Below are 19,163 nucleotides of genomic sequence, written 5' to 3'. Positions count from 1 at the left end.
GCGCACCCGAAGATGCGCCCGTGAGGTGGTGCCCGGGGCCGGCCGTCCGCGCATGGTCCGCACGGTCAACCGGCCCGCAGGTGCGGTCAGTCCATTCGGCGCGGCCCGCCGAGCAGGTTGGTCTCCGCCTCGGTCGGCTGGGTCATGACGAACTGGTGGCCACCGTCACGCCGGCACCACAGCATGGCGTTGTCGCTCAGCGTCGGCAGCACCCCGCCGACCTGCTCCGGCAGCCGCATGATTCGCGTCACAACCTCCGCCTCCTCGGGGGAGAGGCGCTGAAGGCCGACCAGATCGGCCCGGCTGAGCATCTGCGGTGAGCGCGGCCCGAGGAACGGCAGCACGGTCAGCACCGACTGCCAGGGGCTCGGGGCGAGCTGATTGCGCGGCGGCCGAGCACCCATGTCCCGGACGACCAGCACGGGGCTGGAAACCGACGGTCCCTGGGGCGCGATCTGACGCACGTCGTGCACCGACACGCACTGCTGTCCGCCGCCCGCACTCTGCGCCATCTGCCCCCAGGCCGGCGGACGGGCGGTCTCGACCGCGACCCGGGCGCCGGTGGCGACCGTACGCAGCGCCAGCACCTGCGCCATCCACATGCTGCCGACCAGCACGACCTCCATCGGCGTGGGTCGCAGCAGGCTCAGCACGGCGGGCTGGTTCTGCGGGTCGATGCCGATGATCACGCCGTCGTCACCGACCGGCAGGGTCAGCGAGGCGAGCGACTCGGCCGTCAGCACGTGCGGGCTGCGCCGCGGGCCGCGCAGACCGTAACCCGGCTTGGGCTTCGGCCCGGTCGGACCGGACTGCTCCTCCTCCGGACGCGGCTGGTGCGAGAGCCTGCCGCCCCCGCCGGTGCTGGACAGCGGGGGGTTGCGCCAGCCGTCGCTGCTGGCGTTGACGCGGGGCTGATAGGTGGGCGAGGCCATCAGCGGGTACCTCCGAGGGGGAGCGTGGCCAGCAGGCCGGGCAGCTGTTCGCGGTCGAGCCGTACGAGGCCGACCTTCACGGAACCGGAACGACGCTCCAACTCGTCCTGCGCGGCGGAGAGTTCGTTCTCACTGCGGGTGGACAGGCGGACGTAGCCCGAGATGGCCGGGGCGCGGCCGCCGCCGTGCGTGGCGGTCAGCGCGAAGGTGCTGGCCATCGCCCTGGTGCTGGTGAGCAGCTGGGTGATGGCCGCCAACGGCGCGCCGCCCTGGCCCAGTTGGGGCCACCGGCCGATCCAGTACGTGGAGTGCCAACGGTCGTCGCAGCGCATCGCCCGGGTGGTCTCCTGCGTGCGCCGTCCCGCCCGGCCGTCCCGCCCCATCGCGCCGTTCGCGGCCCGCGGGCTGACGCACACCGCGGTGCCGATCGAGGCCACGACCTCGCGCTCGTTGAGCACCCGTGCCCGGACGCCGTGCGCGGTCAGCCGGCTGACCAGCTGGTCGGCGGCGCGCAGCAGCGAACGCTTGGCGCCCTCCAGCCCGCCGCCGCGGGCCTCGATGGCCTCCGAGCACAGCTCCGGGTCGAGCTTCAGCGCGATCCAGGTCAGCTGGACACCCGGGGTCTGGGACTGCGCCTGAAGCGGGGCGTACGAGCGGGCCGCGACGGCCTGTTCGGGCAGGTGCGGCGCCGGCGCCGGCTGGGTGTACTGGACGAACTGTACGGATTCGAGGTGGATGTCCTCGATGTCGAGGGCGGTGTGCAGCACCTCCAGCGGCAGCATGTGGCTGCCGCGCTGCGGCCGCAGCGGCTCGTCACGGGCATCCACCTGCACGATGGCCGTCAGGAACGTACCGTCGCCGACGAACCCGATGGCGCGCTGGTCCGACTCCGTCGTGTACTCGAAGGTGCGCAGCGCCGGTTCGCACTCGACGACGGGCGCCAGCGCCGGGTCGACGCCCTGCGTGGCGGCGAGCGCGGCGCCGCTGTTCTTGCTGCGCTGCTTCATCGCGCGGACGGTCGTGATCCACTCCGGCAGCGGGATCTTGCGTCGCCGGCCGAGCGCGAAGACCACCAGCACCACCGCGATCACGGCTGCCACGGTCACCGCGACGGGGTGATGGATCGCCAGGCCCACCAGGACCAGCGCGGCGGCGAGTTCGATGATGGCCAGCTGCTGGACGCGGACACCGCCGATCGTCCCCGCCTGCTGGCGCAGCCGCGGTGCCACCGGACCGGCCGGGCGGGCCGCGGAACCCCGGCCGCCATTTCCTCTGTTGCCCGGAGCTGTGCCGTGTTGGCCAGCGTTTCCCGCGTTCTGCGGTGCAGCGGACGGTTGTTGCTGCTGTTGCCGCCCATTGCGGCGTCGAGCCCTGGTGGCGCTGGACATCCCCCGGCCTGCTCCTCTACTGGTGATGTGGGCCTCTGCGCGTATCGGCCGCCGCGGAGACTGGTGCGTTGGAAGTTGGCACCCGTACCGTACGGGTCGATCGATACACGGCATAGTAGAGGGCGCTACGGCGTGAGTGCCGGGGGCGGTTCGATGTGGATCCAACAGGCGGGGAGAGAAAGCAACAATGGCATCACGTCGGGACGAGCTGAATGCGTATTCGTTCGCTCGAAAGCGTACGAATGCGGCATTTCTGAAGCCGCTGCCGAACGGTTCGATCGAGAGCGCTCCCAAGCCGCTCAAGGCGGTGGTGCCGAGCATCGTGATGGGTGTGCTGGTCCTCGTGGGATTCGGTGCCTGCGGCATCGTCAAGCCGGTTGCGCCCCAAGGGTGGGACGAGGTGGGGAAAAACGTCATCGTCGGGGATGAATCCACCACTCGCTATATCGTGCTGAACAGCACGGACATCAACGGTAAAAAGCAGAAACTGCTGCACCCCATCCTGAACCTGGCGTCCGCCCGGCTCCTTCTCGACCCGAAGTTCCAAGTCGTCAAGGTCAAGGAATCCGAGCTGGACGGGAAAATTCCGCACGGGCCCGCCATCGGCATTCCGTACGCCCCCGACCGGCTGCCCAGTGCCGACGACGCCGACAAGCCCAAGACCTGGGCCGTGTGCAACCGCCCCGGATCCGTCGCCGACAGCGAGCCGCAGCAGGCCGTGTTCGTCCTCGCAGGCAAGGACAAGGACGCCGTCAACGACCCCCGGAAGGGCCGGCTCGACCTCCACCAGGCGCTGTACGTCGAGGACCCCGACAAGAAGCGCTGGCTGGTCAGCCATGACGGCATGGCGTTCGAGTTCAACTCCACCGCGAGCGGATGGCGGGCGCCCGGCGGCAAGACGGAGGGCGACAGCGACCTCCAGCGCATCATCTTCGGCACCAAGGGCGAGCCCCAGAAGGTGTCCAAGCAGTTCATGGACACCCTGCTGAAGCTGCCCGCCCCCGCCGGGATCAGCATGCCCATGGTCCCCGGCGCGGGTGCCCGGACCAGCGACAACGAGGTCCCGGACAAGGCCAAGACCGTCGGCTCGATCCTCCAGGACAGCGAGGGGCAGAAGTACGTCGTCGAGCAGGATGGCGTGGAGACGGTGACGAACTTCATCGCCAAGCTGCTGATGGAGGGCGCCAACGCGCAGAAGGTGAACAACGACGGCTCGCGCTCGGCGCTGGAGGCCGTGCCGGTCGCCACCGGATCGGTCCACCCGAAGCCGGACGAGGCGAACAAGCCCAGCGCCTTCATGGGCAAGCTCTTCGGCATCCCCTCGCCGTGGCCGACCGAGACCGTCACCGCGGCCAACGAGCCCGGCTCGCAGACCGGCGGCCTGGCCGGCCCCACCGAGAGCGGCGTGTCGTGCAGCGTCTACACCGGCCACAACACCAAGTACCCGGGCGGTGAGGAGAAGCAGCTCGGCTACCCGAACGGCGTGCCGGACATGCAGACCTGGGTCGGCAAGGACTACCCGGTCAAGATGGCCTCGGGTGCCAGCTCGTACGTCACCCCCGGCAGCGGCCTGCTGTACACGGAGGTGGCCACCCCCAAGGCGTCGAACGGCAGCCTGTTCCTGGTCACCGACACCGGACTGCGCTACTCGATTCCGGTGAACAACGACAGCGCCACCAAGGCCGGCAATGACAAGCAGGAGGTGGACCAGGCGAGGGCCCACCTGGGATATGCGGGCACGCACCCCCCGCTGATCCTGAAGGCATGGTCCAACCTGCTCTCCAGCGGGCCGGCGCTGGAGACCCAGAGCGCCAAGAAGCCGCAGTCGTCCTGATCTGACGGCATGGGCAAAGGCCGCGCCGAAGGCCCCGGAAACGGGTGATCGGCGCGGCCTTCGCCGTGTCCCGGATTCCGTCAGGTTTCCGCATGCATTGATCCGCGCACGGCAAAAATTGCCGTCGTCATACTCTGTCGTCCACTGCCATCCGCGGCCGTCAACAGCCATCCACTGGCGTCCACTGCTGTCCATAGATCGATCGCTGTGGACTTCTCGATGTGATCTTCGTCGTTCTCTCGCCATGACCGGTCCTCGACCGATAGCATCGGATCTGTCCGATTCCGATGGGAAGCGCGTTGAACAACGTTTCGGCGACGGGCAGTTGACAATGTTGTGATCCCGTCACAACAGCGCTCCCCCTGTTGGGGACGGGCATATCGAGTGGTTAAAGTAGTCAAAGGCGTCAGCAGTAGATGCCGACCGCGTGCGCCCCTGACGGCACGGCGCGGTACGACGTACGAGTCTCATGGGGGACGTTGACTATGGCTGGTCAGCAGTACACAACCACCGAGGAGGAGATGGTCGCGTTCAGCGGCAAGATCGCCTCGGTCAATCAGTCGATCCAGGGTGAGCTCTCCCGCCTGAACACGGTCGTCGACACCATCACGTCCGGGTGGAAGGGTGCTGCGGCCTCCTCGTACCACCAGCTCCAGTCCCAGGTGAACGAGGACGGCAACCGGATCAACCAGCTTCTTGGTGAGATCAAGGAAGCGATCGACGAGACCACCAAGAACTACTCCGCCTCCGAAGAGGAGCAGGCGCAGTCGATCTCGCACATCTCCGCCTCGGCTTCCCCGTTCGGATGATGGGGCCGCGTCGCTGACCGCGACGCCCGGCCCAGCCGCCGCAAACGCGGGCCCGCCGACCAGTTCGCCGGCCCGCTGCGGCATGTGATTCGACCTCGCTCATCAACTCCTGAGGAGACACCATGTCAGGCCAGATCCTCGTTAATTTCGCGACGATCCAGCAGGCCAGCTCCGACGTGCGTCAGACGGCCAACAACATCCGCCAGCAGCTCGACGACCTTGAGTCCGGCGTCAAGAAGATCGCCGCCAGCTGGGAAGGTGCGGCGCAGGAGGGCTACCAGGCCCGCCAGCGCGAGTGGGACCAGCGCGCCGCCTCCCTGCACTCCACGCTGGAGGCCATCGCCAAGGCTCTGGACACCGCTGCCCAGAACTACCAGTCCACCGAGCACAAGAACGCTGGTATCTGGGCCGGCTGACCTCGCGTCAGCACAGCACGGATGGCGATCGGCTGAGCAGCCCGACGGCTCGCACAGTGGTCAATGAGGGCGAGCGCGCTGCACCAGTGCGCTCGCCCTTCTGCCGTCCAGCCCTACGCCTCCACCGCATCCGCACCAGACCCTCCCCTTCTCGCCCCTTCTCGGGCACTTCCACACCCCGCCCCAGCCCACCCCTCGCCCCGCCCCACCCACCACATCCGCCACATATGGAGAGCAGACAACCCGTGGGATCTCGCGCCATTGGTCAACGAGCCGGGCGCCGTCGCCGAGCGACGGGCGCACTGGTCACGGCGGCGTGCATCGTCGGCCTGTCGAGTGCCGCCGCCGCGCCGGCGGTAGCGGACGAGAACACCCCGCTTCAGAGCGGTGAGTGCAAGTTCGGCACCGACGACATCAAAGAGACCCCCTGGTCGCTACAGCGCCTGCTGACCAACCAGATGTGGGCCAGTGGCCAGGGGAAAGGCATACGGGTCGGCGTCATCGACACCGGGATCGACGCGGGCAACAAGCAGCTCCAGGGCGCCATCGAGGGCCACGGCAGGACCTTCGTCAAGGACGGCAAGGCGACCCAGGACAAGGTCGGCCACGGCACCAAGGTCGCCGGCATCATCGCCGCCCGCCCCCGCGCGACGTCCGGCTTCTACGGTCTCGCGCCGGAGGCCAAGGTCATCGCCTACCAGCAGACCAGCGACGAACAGGCCGGTACCGCCGACACCCTGGCCAAGGCCATCAACGCCGCGGTGGCCGACAAGGTCGACATCATCAACATCTCGCAGGGCACGGCCGCCAGCGAGGACAAGCTCCCGACCCTCAGGACCGCGGTCAAAAACGCCCAGGCCAAGGGCATCCTGATCGTCGCCTCGGCCGGCAACAGCGGTGCCAGCGGCGCGGAGAAGAACATCTACCCCGCCGCGTTCAGCAACGATTTCGACAACGTCCTGGCCGTGGCCGCCTCCGACCGCAACAACGAACGTGCATCCTTCTCCCAGCCCGGCCACTTCGTCGGCATCGCCGCCCCGGGCGTCGACATGGTCTCCACGGTCCCCCTCGGCGGCAACTGTGTGGACCAGGGCACCAGCTTCGCCTCACCGTACGTCGCAGGTGCCGCGGCCCTCCTGGTCGCCAAGCACAAGAACGACAAGGAGGCGTGGGGCCCGCGGCAGATCATCTGGCACCTGGAGCAGACCGCCGACCGCGTGCGAAAGGGCCGCGACGACAACATCGGCTGGGGCGTCGTCGACCCGGTGGCCGCCCTCAACGACGACACCAGGCCCACCGCCGAACCTCAGCCGGACAAGCCCTCCAGCACGGCTGACGGCTCCAACATCCAGCCCGCCGCCATCATCATCGGAGAGTCCCCCGAGGAACGGCGTGGCCGCATCGCCATCTACATTGTCGGCGGCGGACTTCTGGCCGTCGCCGCGGTCGTCGGCTCCTCGATCGCCATCCGCGACTGGCGCCGCAAGACCGGACTGACAACTCACGGGGAGGCCAACCATGGCTAAGGAATACGGCGTCGATCTCGACGCGCTGGATCAGGTCGTCAAGGAGCTCAACCAGGTCCTGAAGGACATGGGCGGTCCCAAGGACAAGGCGAAGAACCAGACTTACTTGCCGGACGGGGCGCTCGGGAAGGGCTTTGCTGAGCGGGACAAGATGCACAAGGCCCACAACGATATGAAGTCGTTCATCGAGGACAACATCGTTGGCCTGATCGAGAAAATGATCGACGAGTTCGGTAAGAAGTCCAAGCAGACGAAGGACGCCTACGAGGACGCCGAGCACGACAACAGCATGCACTAACGCTGACTGCCAAACGGTTGATCTGTAGGTGAAGGAGAAGGGGGTCCACAAATGGGTGGAGATGCGGGCAGTGTGCCCACAGGCGGTAACAGCTGGGAGACGTTCACAACCAAGTTCAATCAGCACGACCTCGACGGACTGAAGGGCATGCTGGACGGCTCCAGCGTCTCGCAGGTCCGTGACGTCGCCCAGCACTGGCAGGACCTTCACGACCAGCTGGTCGGACCAGGTGACGGCGGTGGCGGCGGAATCCAGAAGACGTTCGAGGATGCCGTCAAGAAGGTGCTGGAGTCCTGGCACGGTGACACGGCAGAGAAGTTCGCCAAGCAGGCCCAGAAGGTCAGCAACAACTTCAGGAACGGCGCTCCGTACGCCAGCCACACGGCGCAGGTCATGGGGCAGACGGCCAACGACCTGCAGAAGGCCATCGACAAGGTCAAGCCGGTCGACGACGGCTGGAACTGGAGCGATGACTTCTGGGGCGAGATGCCCTGGTCGGATCAGATCGACGACGACGATCTGAACGACGCGCTGAAGAAGGACGGTGTGAGCACCCAGGGAATCCTGGATGCGAACAAGGACAACCTGTCCGGGCACCAGAAGAAGCGGCTTGAGGCTGCCATCGCCATGGAGAACCTGGGCACCGCCTATGTGGTGCGGTCGTCGTCGCTCAAGCCGCCGACGGGCAGCCTCGACGACAAGATCCCCGAGCACAAGGACCCGACAGACGGCGCTGGTGTTGGTGCCATTGCCACCCCCATGGGCATGGGCGGCGGTCCCAAGGGCGGCGGTGGCGCTGGAATCAAGATTCCCAACCGCGGCATGAAGGCCGGCAGCACTCCCAAGATGCCGACCTCCCCCAACATCAACACCCCGAACATCCCGAACACCCCGAAGACCCCTGGGATCAGTGGTGGTGTCGGTTCGCTGAAGCCGAAGACTCCCAACGTCAACACCGGCCTCGATGGTCTCGGCGGTGGCGGCACTGGGGTCAAGATCCCCGGTGGTGGTGGCGGTGGCCTGGCCGGCGGTGGCGGCGGCGGCAGCGTTCACATGCCTGGTGGCGGCGGTGGCGCAGGCGTCAACATTCCTGGCGGCGGTGGTGGCGGTCTTGGCATGCCAGGCACTGGTGGCATGGCAGGTCGTGGTGGCGCTGGCGCTGGTGTCAAGGGCGGTGCTGGCGGTGTCAAGGGTGGCGCGGCAGGCACTGGTGGTGCCCGCACCGGCCGTCCCGGTATGCCCGGCATGGGCGGCGGCGCACACGGTGGCGCGGCAGGCAAGGGCATGGGCGGCAAGGGCGTCAGCACCGGTGGAGCCATGGCCCGGCAGAAGGGCGGCATCGTCGGCGGTGGGGCCGGTGGTAAGGCCAGCGGTGGCGGTCAAGGTGGGTCCGGGCTGCACCGCAGCCGAGGCGGAACCGCCGCCGGTACGGGTTCTGGCTCCGGACGTCGCCCGGCAGGCATGATGGGCGGCGCACACGGTGCCCATGGATCCAAGGGCGAAGGCAAGGGGAACGACTCCAGCCGTCCGGACTACCTCGTGGAAGACGAGGAGACCTGGACGACGGAGCGTAATGTGGCTCCCCGGGTCATCGAGTAGGAACGGCCGGACAAGCAATCGGTAGACGCTTGGGGCCCGCAGCCCTCGGGCTGCGGGCCCCAACTCTGTGAGGAAGGGTATTATGGCATGAGCTTCACGCGGACGCTGCGTGCGGTGGGCGGCGCGGTAGTGGCGGGAGCACTGCTCTTCGGCACCGCGCCGGTTGCTTCGGCAGACCAGATCAGAAACGACCAGTGGGCGTTGAAAGCCTTCGGTGTCGAGGACATCTGGAAGATCTCCACGGGCAAGGGCGTCACAGTGGCTGTTATCGACGACCCGGTCGATGGCAATCATCCGGACCTCAAGGGCAACGTCCTGCCAGGAAAGAGCTTCATTACCGGGGGGACTGCGGATCACCCGTACGGTGACCGAGAGCACGGAACAGCCATGGCCTCGCTCATCGCTGGCCATGGGCATGGCACCGGAGGGGCCGATGGGGTGAAGGGGCTGGCGCCTGGAGCCAAGATCCTTCCTGTTGGACTGGACATCGGGAATTCCGGCAGCGGGGTCGCCAAGTTGGGCGAAGGGTCTGCGGACTATGCCGATGCTCTTCGGTACGCGGTAGACCATGGTGCAACCGTCGTGAACATGTCATTCTACATCGGTGCATCGCCTTCCCAAGAAGATCAGGAAGCTATTAATTATGCGCGAAAGCACGATGTGCTGCTTGTGGCTGCATCTGGGAACAGTGGTGTAAGTACACCTCGTAATCCAGCGTCGGCTCCTGGAGTGCTCGCAGTTGGAGCCGTGGACAAGCATCTCGACGCCTGGAAGTACTCCAATTACGGCGATCACATCAAGCTGACGGCCCCAGGCGTCTACATCCGTTCCGCGGGTGTCCAGGACCCGTACCGCCTCGCCAACGGTACCTCCGACGCTGCCGCCTACGTCTCCGGCGCCGCAGCCCTCCTCCGCTCCAAGTTCCCCGACCTCACCGCCGGTCAGATCGCCAACCGACTCGTGAAGACCGCCGGTCTGCCGGAGGACAAGAAGGGCACCAAGCTTCCGGATCCGCACTATGGCTACGGCTTCATCAAGCCCTACAGCGCCCTCACCAAGGACGTTCCCGCCGGCTCCAAGAACGGTCCGCTGCCCGCGCTGGACGGCGGCTCGTCCCCCAGCTCATCCAAGGCCCCCGGCAACGACACGGGCGCGGACAAGATCAACAGTGACAAGGGCATGAGCACCGGCGCCATCATCGGTATTGGTGCCGGTGTGGTCGTCGTTCTCGTCATCATCGTGGTCGTGGTTCTGGTGGCCAAGAAGAAGGGGCGCAACGGTCCGCCGCCCGGTGGTCCTGGTGGTTTCGGTGGTCCTGGGGGTCCGGGTGGTCCCGGTGGCTTTGTCCCGCACCCGCCGAACCCGAACAACCCCTACCAGCAGCAGCCCAGCGCGCCCGGTTCCTACCCGCCGGCGCCGCCCACGCAGCCGCCCGGCCGGTAGGCAGGGAGCGGGACGGCAGAGCACGGCACAGCCGTAAGTCGAAGTAGTTCATGGACATGTGACTCGGGGTCCGCAGCGTACGAGCTGTGGACCCCGAGTCATTTCGTGTACGTGTAGTTGTGCCCTTGTGCAGGTGCAGGTGCAGGCGTAGGCGTAGGCGTAGGTGGATGAGGAGCGATGACAGCGGTGGATGAGCGGGCGCAAGGTGCACCGCTGTGGTGCCGAAAAGCGTGATGCCTTTGTTCTCAGTGGAGGAAGTCCACGGAGAACAAAGGCATCACGAGTGTGGTGTGGTGCGGTGCGGTGTGGCGGATGCCTATGCCTGGGCTTATGCCTGGGCTTATGCCTGTGCCCGTGCGTACGCCGGCTGATCAGCCAAAGACGTCCTCGACGCTGCCGCTCACCGTTTCCCTGACGGCATCCGTGGCGCCTTGGTGGCGGGTGGCGGCGCCGCCCGTGCGCTGATCGGCATGCCGTTGTGCCGCGTCCAGGCCGCGGTTGGTGAGGTCCTGCCGGGCGTGATCGACGTAGGTCTTGGGGTTGGTGAGGTCGTCGGCGCCTTCCTTGATGCCGTCGACGTATTCGCCCGCCTTCTTCTTGCCGATGTCGGCGGTTTCGCCCCAGTCGATTCCGTCGCGGGCGCCGAAGTGGCTTTCGATGCCCTGCTGTGCGACGTTCTGGGCCATCTCGGTGCCGGCTTCCTTGGCCTTCTCCTTGGCCGCGTCGACAACCTTTTCCTTGACGGTGTCCTTGACCGTGTCCTTGACCGTCTTCTTGGCGTAGTCCATGGCCAGCTTGCGGGCTTCCTTGGACACCGCCTTCTTCGCCATCTTCTTGATGGCGTCCATGGTGGCGTGCTCCATGGCCTTGGTGGCCGCTTCCATGACCTCGCGTTTGATCTTGTCCAGGATCTGGCGGACGATCAGACGGGTCGCCTGCGTGGCACCGGCGGCGCCGAGCTCGGAAAGGCCCAGGGTGAACGGCGCGGCCGCCTGTGCGGCGATGAATTCCGCGGCCAGCATGACGAGTTGGACGATGACCGCGATCTTGCCGGCGAGAACGGCGATGGCGGCGGCGTCGAAGGCGATGGCGATGACCTCGGCCGCGGCTGCGGCGTCGCGGAGGTAGTTGTCCCCGCTGTTGCCGCCGCCGGAGAACTCACCCCACTCGTTGGTGAAGCCCTCGATCGCCTCGCCCGAGTTGGCGGAGACGACCTCGTTGGCCGCCGAAGAGCCCGAGGAGGACGCCTGGTTGACCGACTCGGCGAAGTTGCGCCAGACCTGGGCGCATTCGTGGAGCTTGTCCTCGTCGGCGTCCGGCCAGTTGTAGCCGAGCAGGTCCAGGACCCAGGCGACCTCGCTGGGCAGTGTCAGTGACACAGTGATCGTCCCCCGTGCAGTGGTAGCCGATTGCGGAGCGCAATGGAGAGATTGGGAATTGGGGTGAAGAGCGTGGGGCGGGACTCAGTGCCCTGCCCCGGAAGCGTCTGTGGCGGACCGGGGGTCAGATGACCGGGCGGCCGACGGCGCTGATGGTGTGGATGCCCTGCTCGTCGGAGTCGGCGTACGTGGTGGCCATGTGCTGGAGCTTGTCGCCGATGCCTTCGAGGCGCTCGCCCAGCGAGTCCATGGACTCGAACATCCCGTCCCTGATGGGCGTGTAGATCGTTTCGAAGATGTCGCCGAAGTCGCAGTTCTCCCAGGGGCTGCCGAGACCTTCGAGGTCGTCCTTCAGCTTCTTCGAGGCCTTGGAGAAATCGCTGCCGATGTGGACGAACGCGTTGCCTTGTGAGCGCAGGACATCCGGATCGACGTCAAATGCGTTGCCTGCCACGATTGCCCCCGTTTTTCTACGCGTCCGCGCCGACTCTTGGCGCGATTCTAACGCTTCCACATTAGGCGATCTGAACACAGGCATGTCAAGGCGACGATGTGGAGGGTGCGTGGGCATCTCCGTGTTCAACGCTGTGAAGATTCTGGGGAATTGGCCGGCCTATGACATTGACGGCAGGCGAGGCATTGGCGGCATTGCGGAATCTTGTGGCGGAGCGGGCGAATGCGGTCGCGACCGGTCTGGGGGCGCGTCATCGCTCCTTAAAGTGCAGGTTAAGTATTGGTGCGTTGCTGGTCAATGAGGGGGTGGGGGAGACGAGGGGAGGTTGGGGCGTCTGAGGTATGAGGGCCTTATGGGTCAGCCTTGTGTCCGGAAAATCGCTCGTAGGGGTGGTGGCCGGGGTGCGGGAATTCGATCAAGTGCACCGTCGGTCCCGGACGCGTGTGCGGCTGGTCTCGGAGGGCCTGCGGGACTCGCACGAAATTCCCGTGGCGATGTGGTGTTCCGGTGTTGCGTCCTTCGCGCCAGGACCGGTGCATCGGGACGGCAGCGCCAGGGTGCCCAGCAGGCCAGCAGGCCAGCAGGCCAGCAGGCCAGCAGGCCAGCAGGCCAGCAGGCCAGGACGAGGGGCGAGTTGAGGCCGGGAAGGGGATCGGGGCGTGCGGACGATCACTCGTCCCGTAGCATTCCCGCTCATGGACGAACCCGGCAACGAAGGGCCCCTCGACGAGGCCCCCGATGAGGCCCTGGACGAGCCCCTTGACGAGCCGTTCGACGAGGAGCTTTCCGAGAATCGCGTGGGGCTGACCCCTCGTCAGGCACGGCGAATACGCATCGTCCTGGCCTCGGTGCTGATGGCCGCGATGGCGGTGGTGCTCGTGGTGCGCCTGGCTTCGCGTACGTCGGTGCTGGTGGTCGGGGTGTACGGAGCCGCGCTGGTGCTCTGCGGCGTGGTGATCGAGCTCAGCCGGCACGGGCGGACCCGACTCGGCACCTGGATGCTGGGCATCGGCCTGGCGGCCGCCCTGGCCGCGGACTGGCTGCTGTTGCCCTGAGCGGAACGCGGGAGGGGGAACCGAACCCCGAAACCCGAACCGCGAATCCCCAAACCCGAGCCTCGAATATCAAGCCTCGAATCCCAAGCCCCACGCCGCGAGCGCCGCAGCCCGGCCCCAGAACCTCAAGCCCCACGCTCCGAACCCCGGGCCCTGAACCTCAACCCCCCACGCTCCAAACCCCGAGCCCAGGCCTCAAGCCTCCATCCCCGGGGCCCCGGCTCCTCATTCCCCCCACTCCTTCCCTCCCACACACACCCTCAGAACAACCCGTGCCACATCTGCTCGACCACCAGTGACCACCAGTTGCCGGTGTCGTCCAGCGACCACGAGTCGATCGCCGCGATCTGTTCCTGGAAGCCGGCCACCGCCGTGCCCGCCGCGAGCGGGTCCATGCCCTGCATCTGCCGGCGGGTGGTGACCAGTAGGGCGAGTGAGCGGAGGTACGCGGACAGGGTGCGGTTGACGAAGCGTCCGCCGCCCGAGGAGGGCTGGACGGCCCAGACGGTGCCGATCAGGCTCTGGTTCGTTTCCGGGGCGGTGCACTGGACGGCGAGGGTGTAGAGGCCGTCCGTGCCGATGCGGACGTAGCCGGCGAGGGTCTCCAGGGTCTGTTCCTCGGCCCGGGTGCCGGTCTCGCGCAGATGGGTCGCCACGTTCGTGAACAGCCCGCCGGCGGGTGGCGCGTCGGGGCGGTCCGCGGTGAAGAAGTACGGGACGGCAGTCGGCAGTCCGGCCCAGAGCAGGGTGTTCCTGGTGGCTTCGGGGAGCTCGGTCGCGGCGAGGTCGTCGGCGTCCGGGCGGTGGACGCCCTCGGGGCCGAAGACCTCCACCAGGTGCTTGCCGAGTGCCACGTCGCGCAGCTGCGGCGCGGCCTCGACCCGCTCCGGCACCGGTACCCGGTGCGGCTGCGGAGGCGCCTGCTGCCCCGCCATCCGGTGCATCAACTCGACGTGCCGCAGCAGTCCGGCGACGCCCTCGGCACGTTCCTCGGGGCGCATGCCGTAGCCCTCGGTGCACGAGAAGCCGGCGTTGGGGAACGTGCGGAGGACGAAGTCGCCGGGGTAGCCGCCGGGCAGCAGGGCGGACCGCAGATCGGTGTGGACCGCGCGCACGTTCGCCGGGTCCACGCCGAGCCGCTGAAGTTCGGCGTGGAGCTGGAACTCGACCGGCGGCTGTCCGGGGGCCGAGACCTTGACGAGGTTGGTCTCCTCGCCGGTCGCCGGGTCGGGGTAGGTCGCCACGGCGGTGTTGCCGGGCCCGGTGACCGGTGGCCGGGCAGGCTCCTGCGGCGCCGTCGGTGCCGCGCCCTCCCCTGTCGCGCCGGGGGCACCCGTCGTTGCCCTGGGGGCACCCATTGCCTCGGGGGCAGGGGAGGCGCCCCCCTCGCCGCCGTGCTTCTGCTGGTACATCCGCACGACCTCGTCGACCGGGACGGACGGCCAGACCGTCAGTTCGCCGGAGGCCCGGTCGACGACGCCGCAGGCGGTGCCGATCTCGGCGGGCGGACGCCGCCGGCCGGTCTCCGGGTCGACCTCCGGAGGCGGCGGAACGGCCCACACCACCCAGCCGAGGTCGAACTCCTGCATGGCCACCTCGCGCGGCGGGCCCTGGTGCCCCTCGGGGTTGAGCCAGCGGTCGGCGGTCGAGCGTGCCTGCGCCTGGGTAATCACGAGTGGTCTCCTTCGAGGCCGTGGGTGGCATCGGCGTCAGCGGTGACGGTGCGCTGGGGCGGCACGGTGGGGGTGGCGGCGGGCACGTCCGCCAGGATCCGCCGGGCGGTCACCCCGCGTTCGGTGGCGACGACGAGCACCCCGTCCGGCGAGAGGTCGGCGCCGGTGATCGGGGCGTCGGACACCAGGGCAGCCACCACTTCCCGGGTGGCGCGGGCCCAGACCCGCAGGTAGTCGGCTCCTCGGCTGAGGCCGAAGGGCGCCGCCTCCCGTGCCTTCTCCGAAGGCCGTACCACCTGGGACGGGTCGACGTCGACGTACTCGGGAGCCACCAGGTCGTGGACGAGCAGAGCGGTGCCGTCGCCCTCGGGCGCCCCGCCGCCGCTCCCACCGGCGTCCGCGGGACCGGGCAGCGCACGCGAGCCCAGGGTGCCCTCGGGGACGAGGATGGCGGCGACCGGGCGGGGTGTGGTGCCGGCGGTCGCTGCAGGGGCACCGTCGGCCCCGGCCAGGGCCGACGCCGCGCCGCCCCCGGGCTCCTGGAGCGAGCCGACCGTCACCGCGCGCACACCGGTCAGCGGCACGCTCCACAGAGTGCGCCACGGCAGGGTCAGGCCGAGCGTGTGCAGCGCCTCCGCATAGGGCACCAGCCCGTCCTCGACGAATGCGGTCTCCAGGAACGCCGCCCGGAGGTCGGCCGGCGCCTGCGAGCGGGTGAGCAGCGGAGCGGTCCGCAGGTACGTACGGGCCGGCGCGCCCAGCTGCTCCAGCGGTACGGCCTCGACGGCGGTCCGCAGCGCCACCGGGTCGGCGTGCGCGAACAGGCCGGGGTCGGTGAGGAGTTGGGGGAGCAGGCCGGCTTCGAGGGTGTGCGCCGCCAGGTGGTTGCGGACGTACGGGTCGGCCCGGGACCAGTCCTGCTGGGGCACCGCCTCCAGCAGCGCCATGGCGATCTTGGTCTGGGCGTCACGGACGTCCGGCAGCCAGGAGCGGACCTCCTCGGCGATGCCGGGGTGCACCAGGCGCAGCAGCGGGCGCCCGCCGTCGGCGTCGGACTCCGCCGCGCCGTTCCCGCCCGGGGACCCGTCGGAGTCCCCGGACGCCTCGGCGGCCTGGACGAACGGGGCCACCAGCGGCATGCCGTCGGCGATGTCCCGGCTCATGTCGCGTCCCGCGACGGCGGTCGCCAGCGGCCCCAGCAGCTGGGTGGGCAGCCCCTCGCCCTCGGCGAAGGCGAGCGGCGCCAGTATCAGCCGCAGGGTCTGCGGGTCGGCGCCCAGCCGACGGGCGTGCAGGTCGAGCGCCTCGCCGACGGTGGCCGGCAGCAGGGCGGGGTCCGCCGGGTCGAAGTCGTCGGGCTGCATCAGCAGCGACTGGGCGGCCAATTGGACGGTCAGCCGGTTGCCGGCCGCCCGCTCGGCCATTGCCCGGGACAGCGCCCGGCGGGCGTCCGCGTCGGCGAGGTAGGGGAGTTCCGCCGTCCCGGAGGCGGTGCCGAGCGCGGTCTCGGCGTGCAGCGCCAAGCCCTCGGGATCGGCCCACTCGGGCGCGTCCAGATCGACGACCTGCACCTGCCCGCTCGGCAGCGCCTCGGCCAGCTCCGCGGCGAGAGCCCGCGGTACGTCCGCGACCAGCTGGACGGTCGGGGTGGCGGCGAGCGGCTTGAGCACCTCCCGGACCAGCCGGGCCGGCTCGTTCGCGGCGCGTACCGGACCGGCCTGGTCGACGTCCGGCACCACGATGCTCACCGGCTCGTCACGAGCGGCGAGTTCGGTGAAGATGTCCGCACTGCGGCCCGCGTCGAGGTCGAAGTGGTCGGCGAGCAGCCAGAGCACCTGGGCGGCGGTGAGCCCCGTGGGGTTCGGCACGGCGGGTGTGGGGAGGTCCGGCGGCACGGTGGCCGGGTCCAGGTCGTCCAGCGGCAGCTGCTTGCGGTACTCGGGATCACACATCATCAGGAAGCCGGTGACCAGGCGTGAACGCCCGCTGCCCGGGTCTCCGGTGACCACGATGACGCGCGGTGCGCCCGGCCAGCTCATGCGCCAGGCCGCGAGTGCCCGGAGCGCCGCGGTGCGGCCGCCGACATAGGGATGCGGTGCGTATCCGGCCGGTGCGGCGTGTCCTTCGTCTGAGGCGCTCATGGCTTCCCCGTCCCCCATCAATCCCGCCTCCACCTTCGTGGATTCCTGCGTCTATCGGCCCGATCCTATGTTCCGGGCCGGGCGCGGGGGACGGTGCGGGGGCGGCTGTACCGGAACTGGAACATGCAGGCCGGGACGGGTGCGCGGGCGGCTGCGCCGGCGGCTGGTGGGACGGACGTGACGTCCGTCGTTCCAGTGGCCGGATATGGAGAAAACGGGACGGCCGTGTGCGGAAAGGGAGCAGATCTCCCCGAATTCTCCACGGGGTGATCTGCTCCCTTTCCGTGCCGTGCGCCGGCCGCTACCGACGCAATGGGCCTTTTCGGTGCAATGAACTCTTTGGTGGATTTCCGGCGGTGGGCGGAGCGGCCGTTCGACGGAAATCCGTGGCGGGTGCCGGGACGGCGCCCGGAGATCAGCCGCGGTGGCCGTGGCCTCGGCCGCCGCGCCGCGAGGAGCCGGTGACGATGTTGAGCGACGGGCCGTCACGCTCGGCGCGCTCCTCGTCCTCCTTCGCCTCCTGCTCCCGCTGCCAGACGGCGAACTTCTCGCGCGACTCCTCGCGCTCGGCCATCGTCTGGTTCTCCGCGGCCCGCCGGATCTCGCCGAGCCGGTCGCCGATGGCGTCCATGTAGCCCGGCGTCTGGATGGCGTCCTTCATGCCGATGCGGCCGGCGAGCACCTCCTGGGCCATCTCCTGGAGCTTGCCGCCCACATGGGGGTTCTCCGCCAGGACCTTCAGTGCCTTGCGCAGCCGGTGTGCCTGCTCCGGGTCGTGCGCGACGTCCATCAGGTCCTCGTCCTGGATCTGCCGCTCGTTGCTCATCTCTGCCCCCTTGGACGTCATGGCACAGCAACCGCGTGTGCTGCACCCGCGTCCTGAGTCTAATGACGGGTGTGAACGGGTCGTCAAGGCGGGGTTGTCGCTAATGCCGCATATTGCTCCGTATGCATTCCGCAGTCGGCCCGTCCGCTACTCGGCGGTGGGCTACCGGCCTATTGCGGGTGTGCTAGACCTGAGGCGATGTTGGCAGGTAGCTGTCATTCAATTCGGGGAGAAATGATGTCCGACGAAGTCCGGCTCAGTACGGAGGAGTTGCACGCGCTCGGTGCGACCTTCGAGATACGCGCGGAAGAACTGAGCCGGCAGCTGGCCGCATTCAGACGGCGGGCGGATGCCGAGGCGCTGCGGGACGGATTCGGCAGCGAGGAGGCGGCCCGGCCGTTCCTCGAGCTGTACGAGCAGGCCGAGCAGGCACTGTCCCAGCTACAGCAGCGGCTCGCCGAGGTCGGCGGCGACATCAAGGAGACCGTCGCCAACGCGCAGGCGGCCGAGGACGACCTGGTCGAGATCATGCGGAGCGTCAAGTGAGCGAGCGACGCAACCCCGACGCCCTGCACGAAGCGGCGGCCGGCTGGCGGGAGATGGGCAAGCACCTCGACGGCATGGTCCGCGATCTGGACCGGCACGTCGGCATCGCGGCCGCGGCCAACTGGCACGGCCCGGCGGGCGAGGCGTTCGCCGCGGAGTGGCACCGTCTCAAGCGGTCCGTGGACGATTCGCTGCCGGTCTTCGAACTGGCCGCGGCGGACCTGGAGAACGCCGCCGCGCACCCGGACGACGACAAGGACGGCCAGGACCACGGCGCGCCGCCGGTGCAGAACTCCGGCGGCGGCCAGTCGGCGTCCGGCACCAACACCGCCTACGGCTTCATGGCGCTCGGCCAGCTCGCCAACGGCCTGGGCGGCGCTTTTGGGCGGCGTGGCGGCAGCGGTGGCAGGGCCGGCGGCCAGAGCCAGGGGCCGGTCGTACGGCACCGCTGGGACACCTCCACGGCCGCGCACGGGCCCGATCCGTTCGGCCCGGTCCAGGACGGCGCGGCCAAGACGCGCGGCGGCGAGGGCCTCGCCAAGGGCGTACGGACCCAGCCGGCCGGCCCGGAGCCGGCGACGGGCGACGAGCGGGACCCCAAGGCCCGCTCGGGTAAGCCGGAGAAGCCCGGGACGGCAGAGCAGCCCGGGACGTCGGAGAAGCCTCAGACGCCGGGGAAGCCCGAGAAGGCGCAGAAGGACGCGGGGGCCGCCGCCCCCGACACCAGCCAGCACGGGGCCTTCGGCTGACCGGATCCCCGGCACGGCCCGGTCGCCAACGGGCACGATGACGAAGACGAAACGGCGGTGGGGCGCCCCTCCTGAGAGGGGCGCCCCACCGCCGT

Annotated in this window: 17 protein-coding genes; 10 read left to right on the top strand and 7 right to left on the bottom strand. The window is 68.9% G+C overall.

The features are described 5' to 3' along the window. Positions 1-86: 86 nt before the first annotated feature. Together AB0C96_RS19980 and eccE are read right to left on the bottom strand one after the other, a co-directional pair. Positions 87-932, bottom strand: coding sequence for a hypothetical protein (locus AB0C96_RS19980; RefSeq protein ID WP_362918994.1), 846 nt, complete (start codon positions 930-932; stop codon positions 87-89). Then, positions 932-2,161, bottom strand: coding sequence for a type VII secretion protein EccE (gene eccE, locus AB0C96_RS19975; protein ID WP_362918993.1), 1,230 nt, complete (start codon positions 2,159-2,161; stop codon positions 932-934). The genes AB0C96_RS19980 and eccE overlap by 1 nt, the downstream gene beginning before the upstream one ends. A gap of 346 nt (positions 2,162-2,507) precedes the next feature. Here eccE and AB0C96_RS19970 point away from each other — a divergent pair, with 346 nt between their 5' ends. From AB0C96_RS19970 to AB0C96_RS19940, 7 genes are all read left to right on the top strand, one after another. Further along, positions 2,508-4,154: a type VII secretion protein EccB gene (locus tag AB0C96_RS19970; protein ID WP_362918992.1), complete on the top strand. Its 1,647-nt coding sequence runs from the start codon at positions 2,508-2,510 to the stop codon at positions 4,152-4,154. A 485-nt stretch (positions 4,155-4,639) separates the two neighbouring features. Beyond that, positions 4,640-4,963, top strand: a complete 324-nt coding sequence (locus AB0C96_RS19965) for a WXG100 family type VII secretion target (protein ID WP_362918991.1) — start codon at positions 4,640-4,642, stop codon at positions 4,961-4,963. A 122-nt stretch (positions 4,964-5,085) separates the two neighbouring features. Beyond that, complete coding sequence (locus AB0C96_RS19960; protein WP_362918990.1) at positions 5,086-5,379, top strand: WXG100 family type VII secretion target; 294 nt, start codon at positions 5,086-5,088, stop codon at positions 5,377-5,379. 245 nt (positions 5,380-5,624) lie between these two features. After that, positions 5,625-6,905: a type VII secretion-associated serine protease mycosin gene (gene mycP / locus AB0C96_RS19955; RefSeq protein ID WP_362918989.1), complete on the top strand. Its 1,281-nt coding sequence runs from the start codon at positions 5,625-5,627 to the stop codon at positions 6,903-6,905. Next, positions 6,898-7,203 (top strand): hypothetical protein, encoded by a 306-nt coding sequence (locus AB0C96_RS19950; RefSeq protein ID WP_362918988.1) that lies wholly within the window; start codon positions 6,898-6,900, stop codon positions 7,201-7,203. Before mycP ends, AB0C96_RS19950 begins: the two co-directional genes overlap by 8 nt. Before the next feature lie 51 nt (positions 7,204-7,254). Continuing rightward, on the top strand, positions 7,255-8,802 hold the full coding sequence (locus AB0C96_RS19945) for a hypothetical protein (RefSeq protein ID WP_362918987.1): 1,548 nt from the start codon (positions 7,255-7,257) through the stop codon (positions 8,800-8,802). Between the two features lie 87 nt (positions 8,803-8,889). After that, positions 8,890-10,245 carry a S8 family serine peptidase gene (locus AB0C96_RS19940; RefSeq protein WP_362918986.1) on the top strand — a complete coding sequence of 452 codons (1,356 nt, stop codon included), beginning with the start codon at positions 8,890-8,892 and terminating at the stop codon, positions 10,243-10,245. Positions 10,246-10,616: 371 nt separating this feature from the next. On the opposite strand, the gene AB0C96_RS19935 is transcribed toward AB0C96_RS19940, so the two are convergent. Together AB0C96_RS19935 and AB0C96_RS19930 are read right to left on the bottom strand one after the other, a co-directional pair. Then, on the bottom strand, positions 10,617-11,624 hold the full coding sequence (locus AB0C96_RS19935) for a PE-PGRS family protein (protein WP_362918985.1): 1,008 nt from the start codon (positions 11,622-11,624) through the stop codon (positions 10,617-10,619). Positions 11,625-11,748: 124 nt separating this feature from the next. Further along, entirely contained in the window at positions 11,749-12,078 is a 330-nt protein-coding gene (locus AB0C96_RS19930) for a hypothetical protein (RefSeq protein WP_362918984.1), read from the bottom strand. Between the two features lie 695 nt (positions 12,079-12,773). Between AB0C96_RS19930 and AB0C96_RS19925 the strand changes: the two genes are divergently transcribed. Continuing rightward, complete coding sequence (locus tag AB0C96_RS19925) at positions 12,774-13,133, top strand: hypothetical protein (RefSeq protein WP_362918983.1); 360 nt, start codon at positions 12,774-12,776, stop codon at positions 13,131-13,133. Between the two features lie 260 nt (positions 13,134-13,393). Here AB0C96_RS19925 and AB0C96_RS19920 read toward each other — a convergent pair whose 3' ends face one another. From AB0C96_RS19920 to AB0C96_RS19910, 3 genes are all read right to left on the bottom strand, one after another. Next, entirely contained in the window at positions 13,394-14,806 is a 1,413-nt protein-coding gene (locus AB0C96_RS19920) for an SUKH-4 family immunity protein (protein WP_362918982.1), read from the bottom strand. Next, the gene (locus tag AB0C96_RS19915) at positions 14,803-16,947 is read right to left on the bottom strand and encodes an ATP-binding protein (protein WP_362918981.1); all 2,145 of its coding nucleotides are present in this window, start codon (positions 16,945-16,947) and stop codon (positions 14,803-14,805) included. Before AB0C96_RS19915 ends, AB0C96_RS19920 begins: the two co-directional genes overlap by 4 nt. A 415-nt stretch (positions 16,948-17,362) precedes the next feature. Then, positions 17,363-17,773: a hypothetical protein gene (locus tag AB0C96_RS19910; RefSeq protein ID WP_362918980.1), complete on the bottom strand. Its 411-nt coding sequence runs from the start codon at positions 17,771-17,773 to the stop codon at positions 17,363-17,365. Positions 17,774-18,010: 237 nt separating this feature from the next. On the opposite strand from AB0C96_RS19910, the gene AB0C96_RS19905 reads away from it, so the two are divergent. Further along, positions 18,011-18,319 (top strand): hypothetical protein, encoded by a 309-nt coding sequence (locus tag AB0C96_RS19905; RefSeq protein WP_362918979.1) that lies wholly within the window; start codon positions 18,011-18,013, stop codon positions 18,317-18,319. Further along, positions 18,316-19,068, top strand: coding sequence for a WXG100 family type VII secretion target (locus tag AB0C96_RS19900; RefSeq protein ID WP_362918978.1), 753 nt, complete (start codon positions 18,316-18,318; stop codon positions 19,066-19,068). The genes AB0C96_RS19905 and AB0C96_RS19900 overlap by 4 nt, the downstream gene beginning before the upstream one ends. Positions 19,069-19,163: the final 95 nt, after the last annotated feature.

This window comes from Streptomyces sp. NPDC048506 (assembly GCF_040651315.1).
Taxonomy (GTDB): domain Bacteria; phylum Actinomycetota; class Actinomycetes; order Streptomycetales; family Streptomycetaceae; genus Streptomyces.
The sequence above is the reverse complement of the archived record's forward strand: the minus strand, read 5'-3'. Positions and strand labels throughout refer to the sequence as shown.

What these genes read in the sequence shown, in the direction of transcription:
- AB0C96_RS19905 (WP_362918979.1), top strand. Translation starts at nt 18,011, where the DNA reads ATGTCCGACGAAGTCCGGCTCAGTACGGAGGAGTTGCACGCGCTCGGT.
- AB0C96_RS19950 (WP_362918988.1), top strand. Translation starts at nt 6,898, where the DNA reads ATGGCTAAGGAATACGGCGTCGATCTCGACGCGCTGGATCAGGTCGTC.
- AB0C96_RS19980 (WP_362918994.1), bottom strand. Translation starts at nt 932, where the DNA reads ATGGCCTCGCCCACCTATCAGCCCCGCGTCAACGCCAGCAGCGACGGC.
- AB0C96_RS19910 (WP_362918980.1), bottom strand. Translation starts at nt 17,773, where the DNA reads ATGAGCAACGAGCGGCAGATCCAGGACGAGGACCTGATGGACGTCGCG.
- AB0C96_RS19945 (WP_362918987.1), top strand. Translation starts at nt 7,255, where the DNA reads ATGGGTGGAGATGCGGGCAGTGTGCCCACAGGCGGTAACAGCTGGGAG.
- AB0C96_RS19965 (WP_362918991.1), top strand. Translation starts at nt 4,640, where the DNA reads ATGGCTGGTCAGCAGTACACAACCACCGAGGAGGAGATGGTCGCGTTC.
- AB0C96_RS19925 (WP_362918983.1), top strand. Translation starts at nt 12,774, where the DNA reads ATGGACGAACCCGGCAACGAAGGGCCCCTCGACGAGGCCCCCGATGAG.
- AB0C96_RS19960 (WP_362918990.1), top strand. Translation starts at nt 5,086, where the DNA reads ATGTCAGGCCAGATCCTCGTTAATTTCGCGACGATCCAGCAGGCCAGC.
- AB0C96_RS19915 (WP_362918981.1), bottom strand. Translation starts at nt 16,947, where the DNA reads ATGAGCGCCTCAGACGAAGGACACGCCGCACCGGCCGGATACGCACCG.
- AB0C96_RS19970 (WP_362918992.1), top strand. Translation starts at nt 2,508, where the DNA reads ATGGCATCACGTCGGGACGAGCTGAATGCGTATTCGTTCGCTCGAAAG.
- AB0C96_RS19940 (WP_362918986.1), top strand. Translation starts at nt 8,890, where the DNA reads ATGAGCTTCACGCGGACGCTGCGTGCGGTGGGCGGCGCGGTAGTGGCG.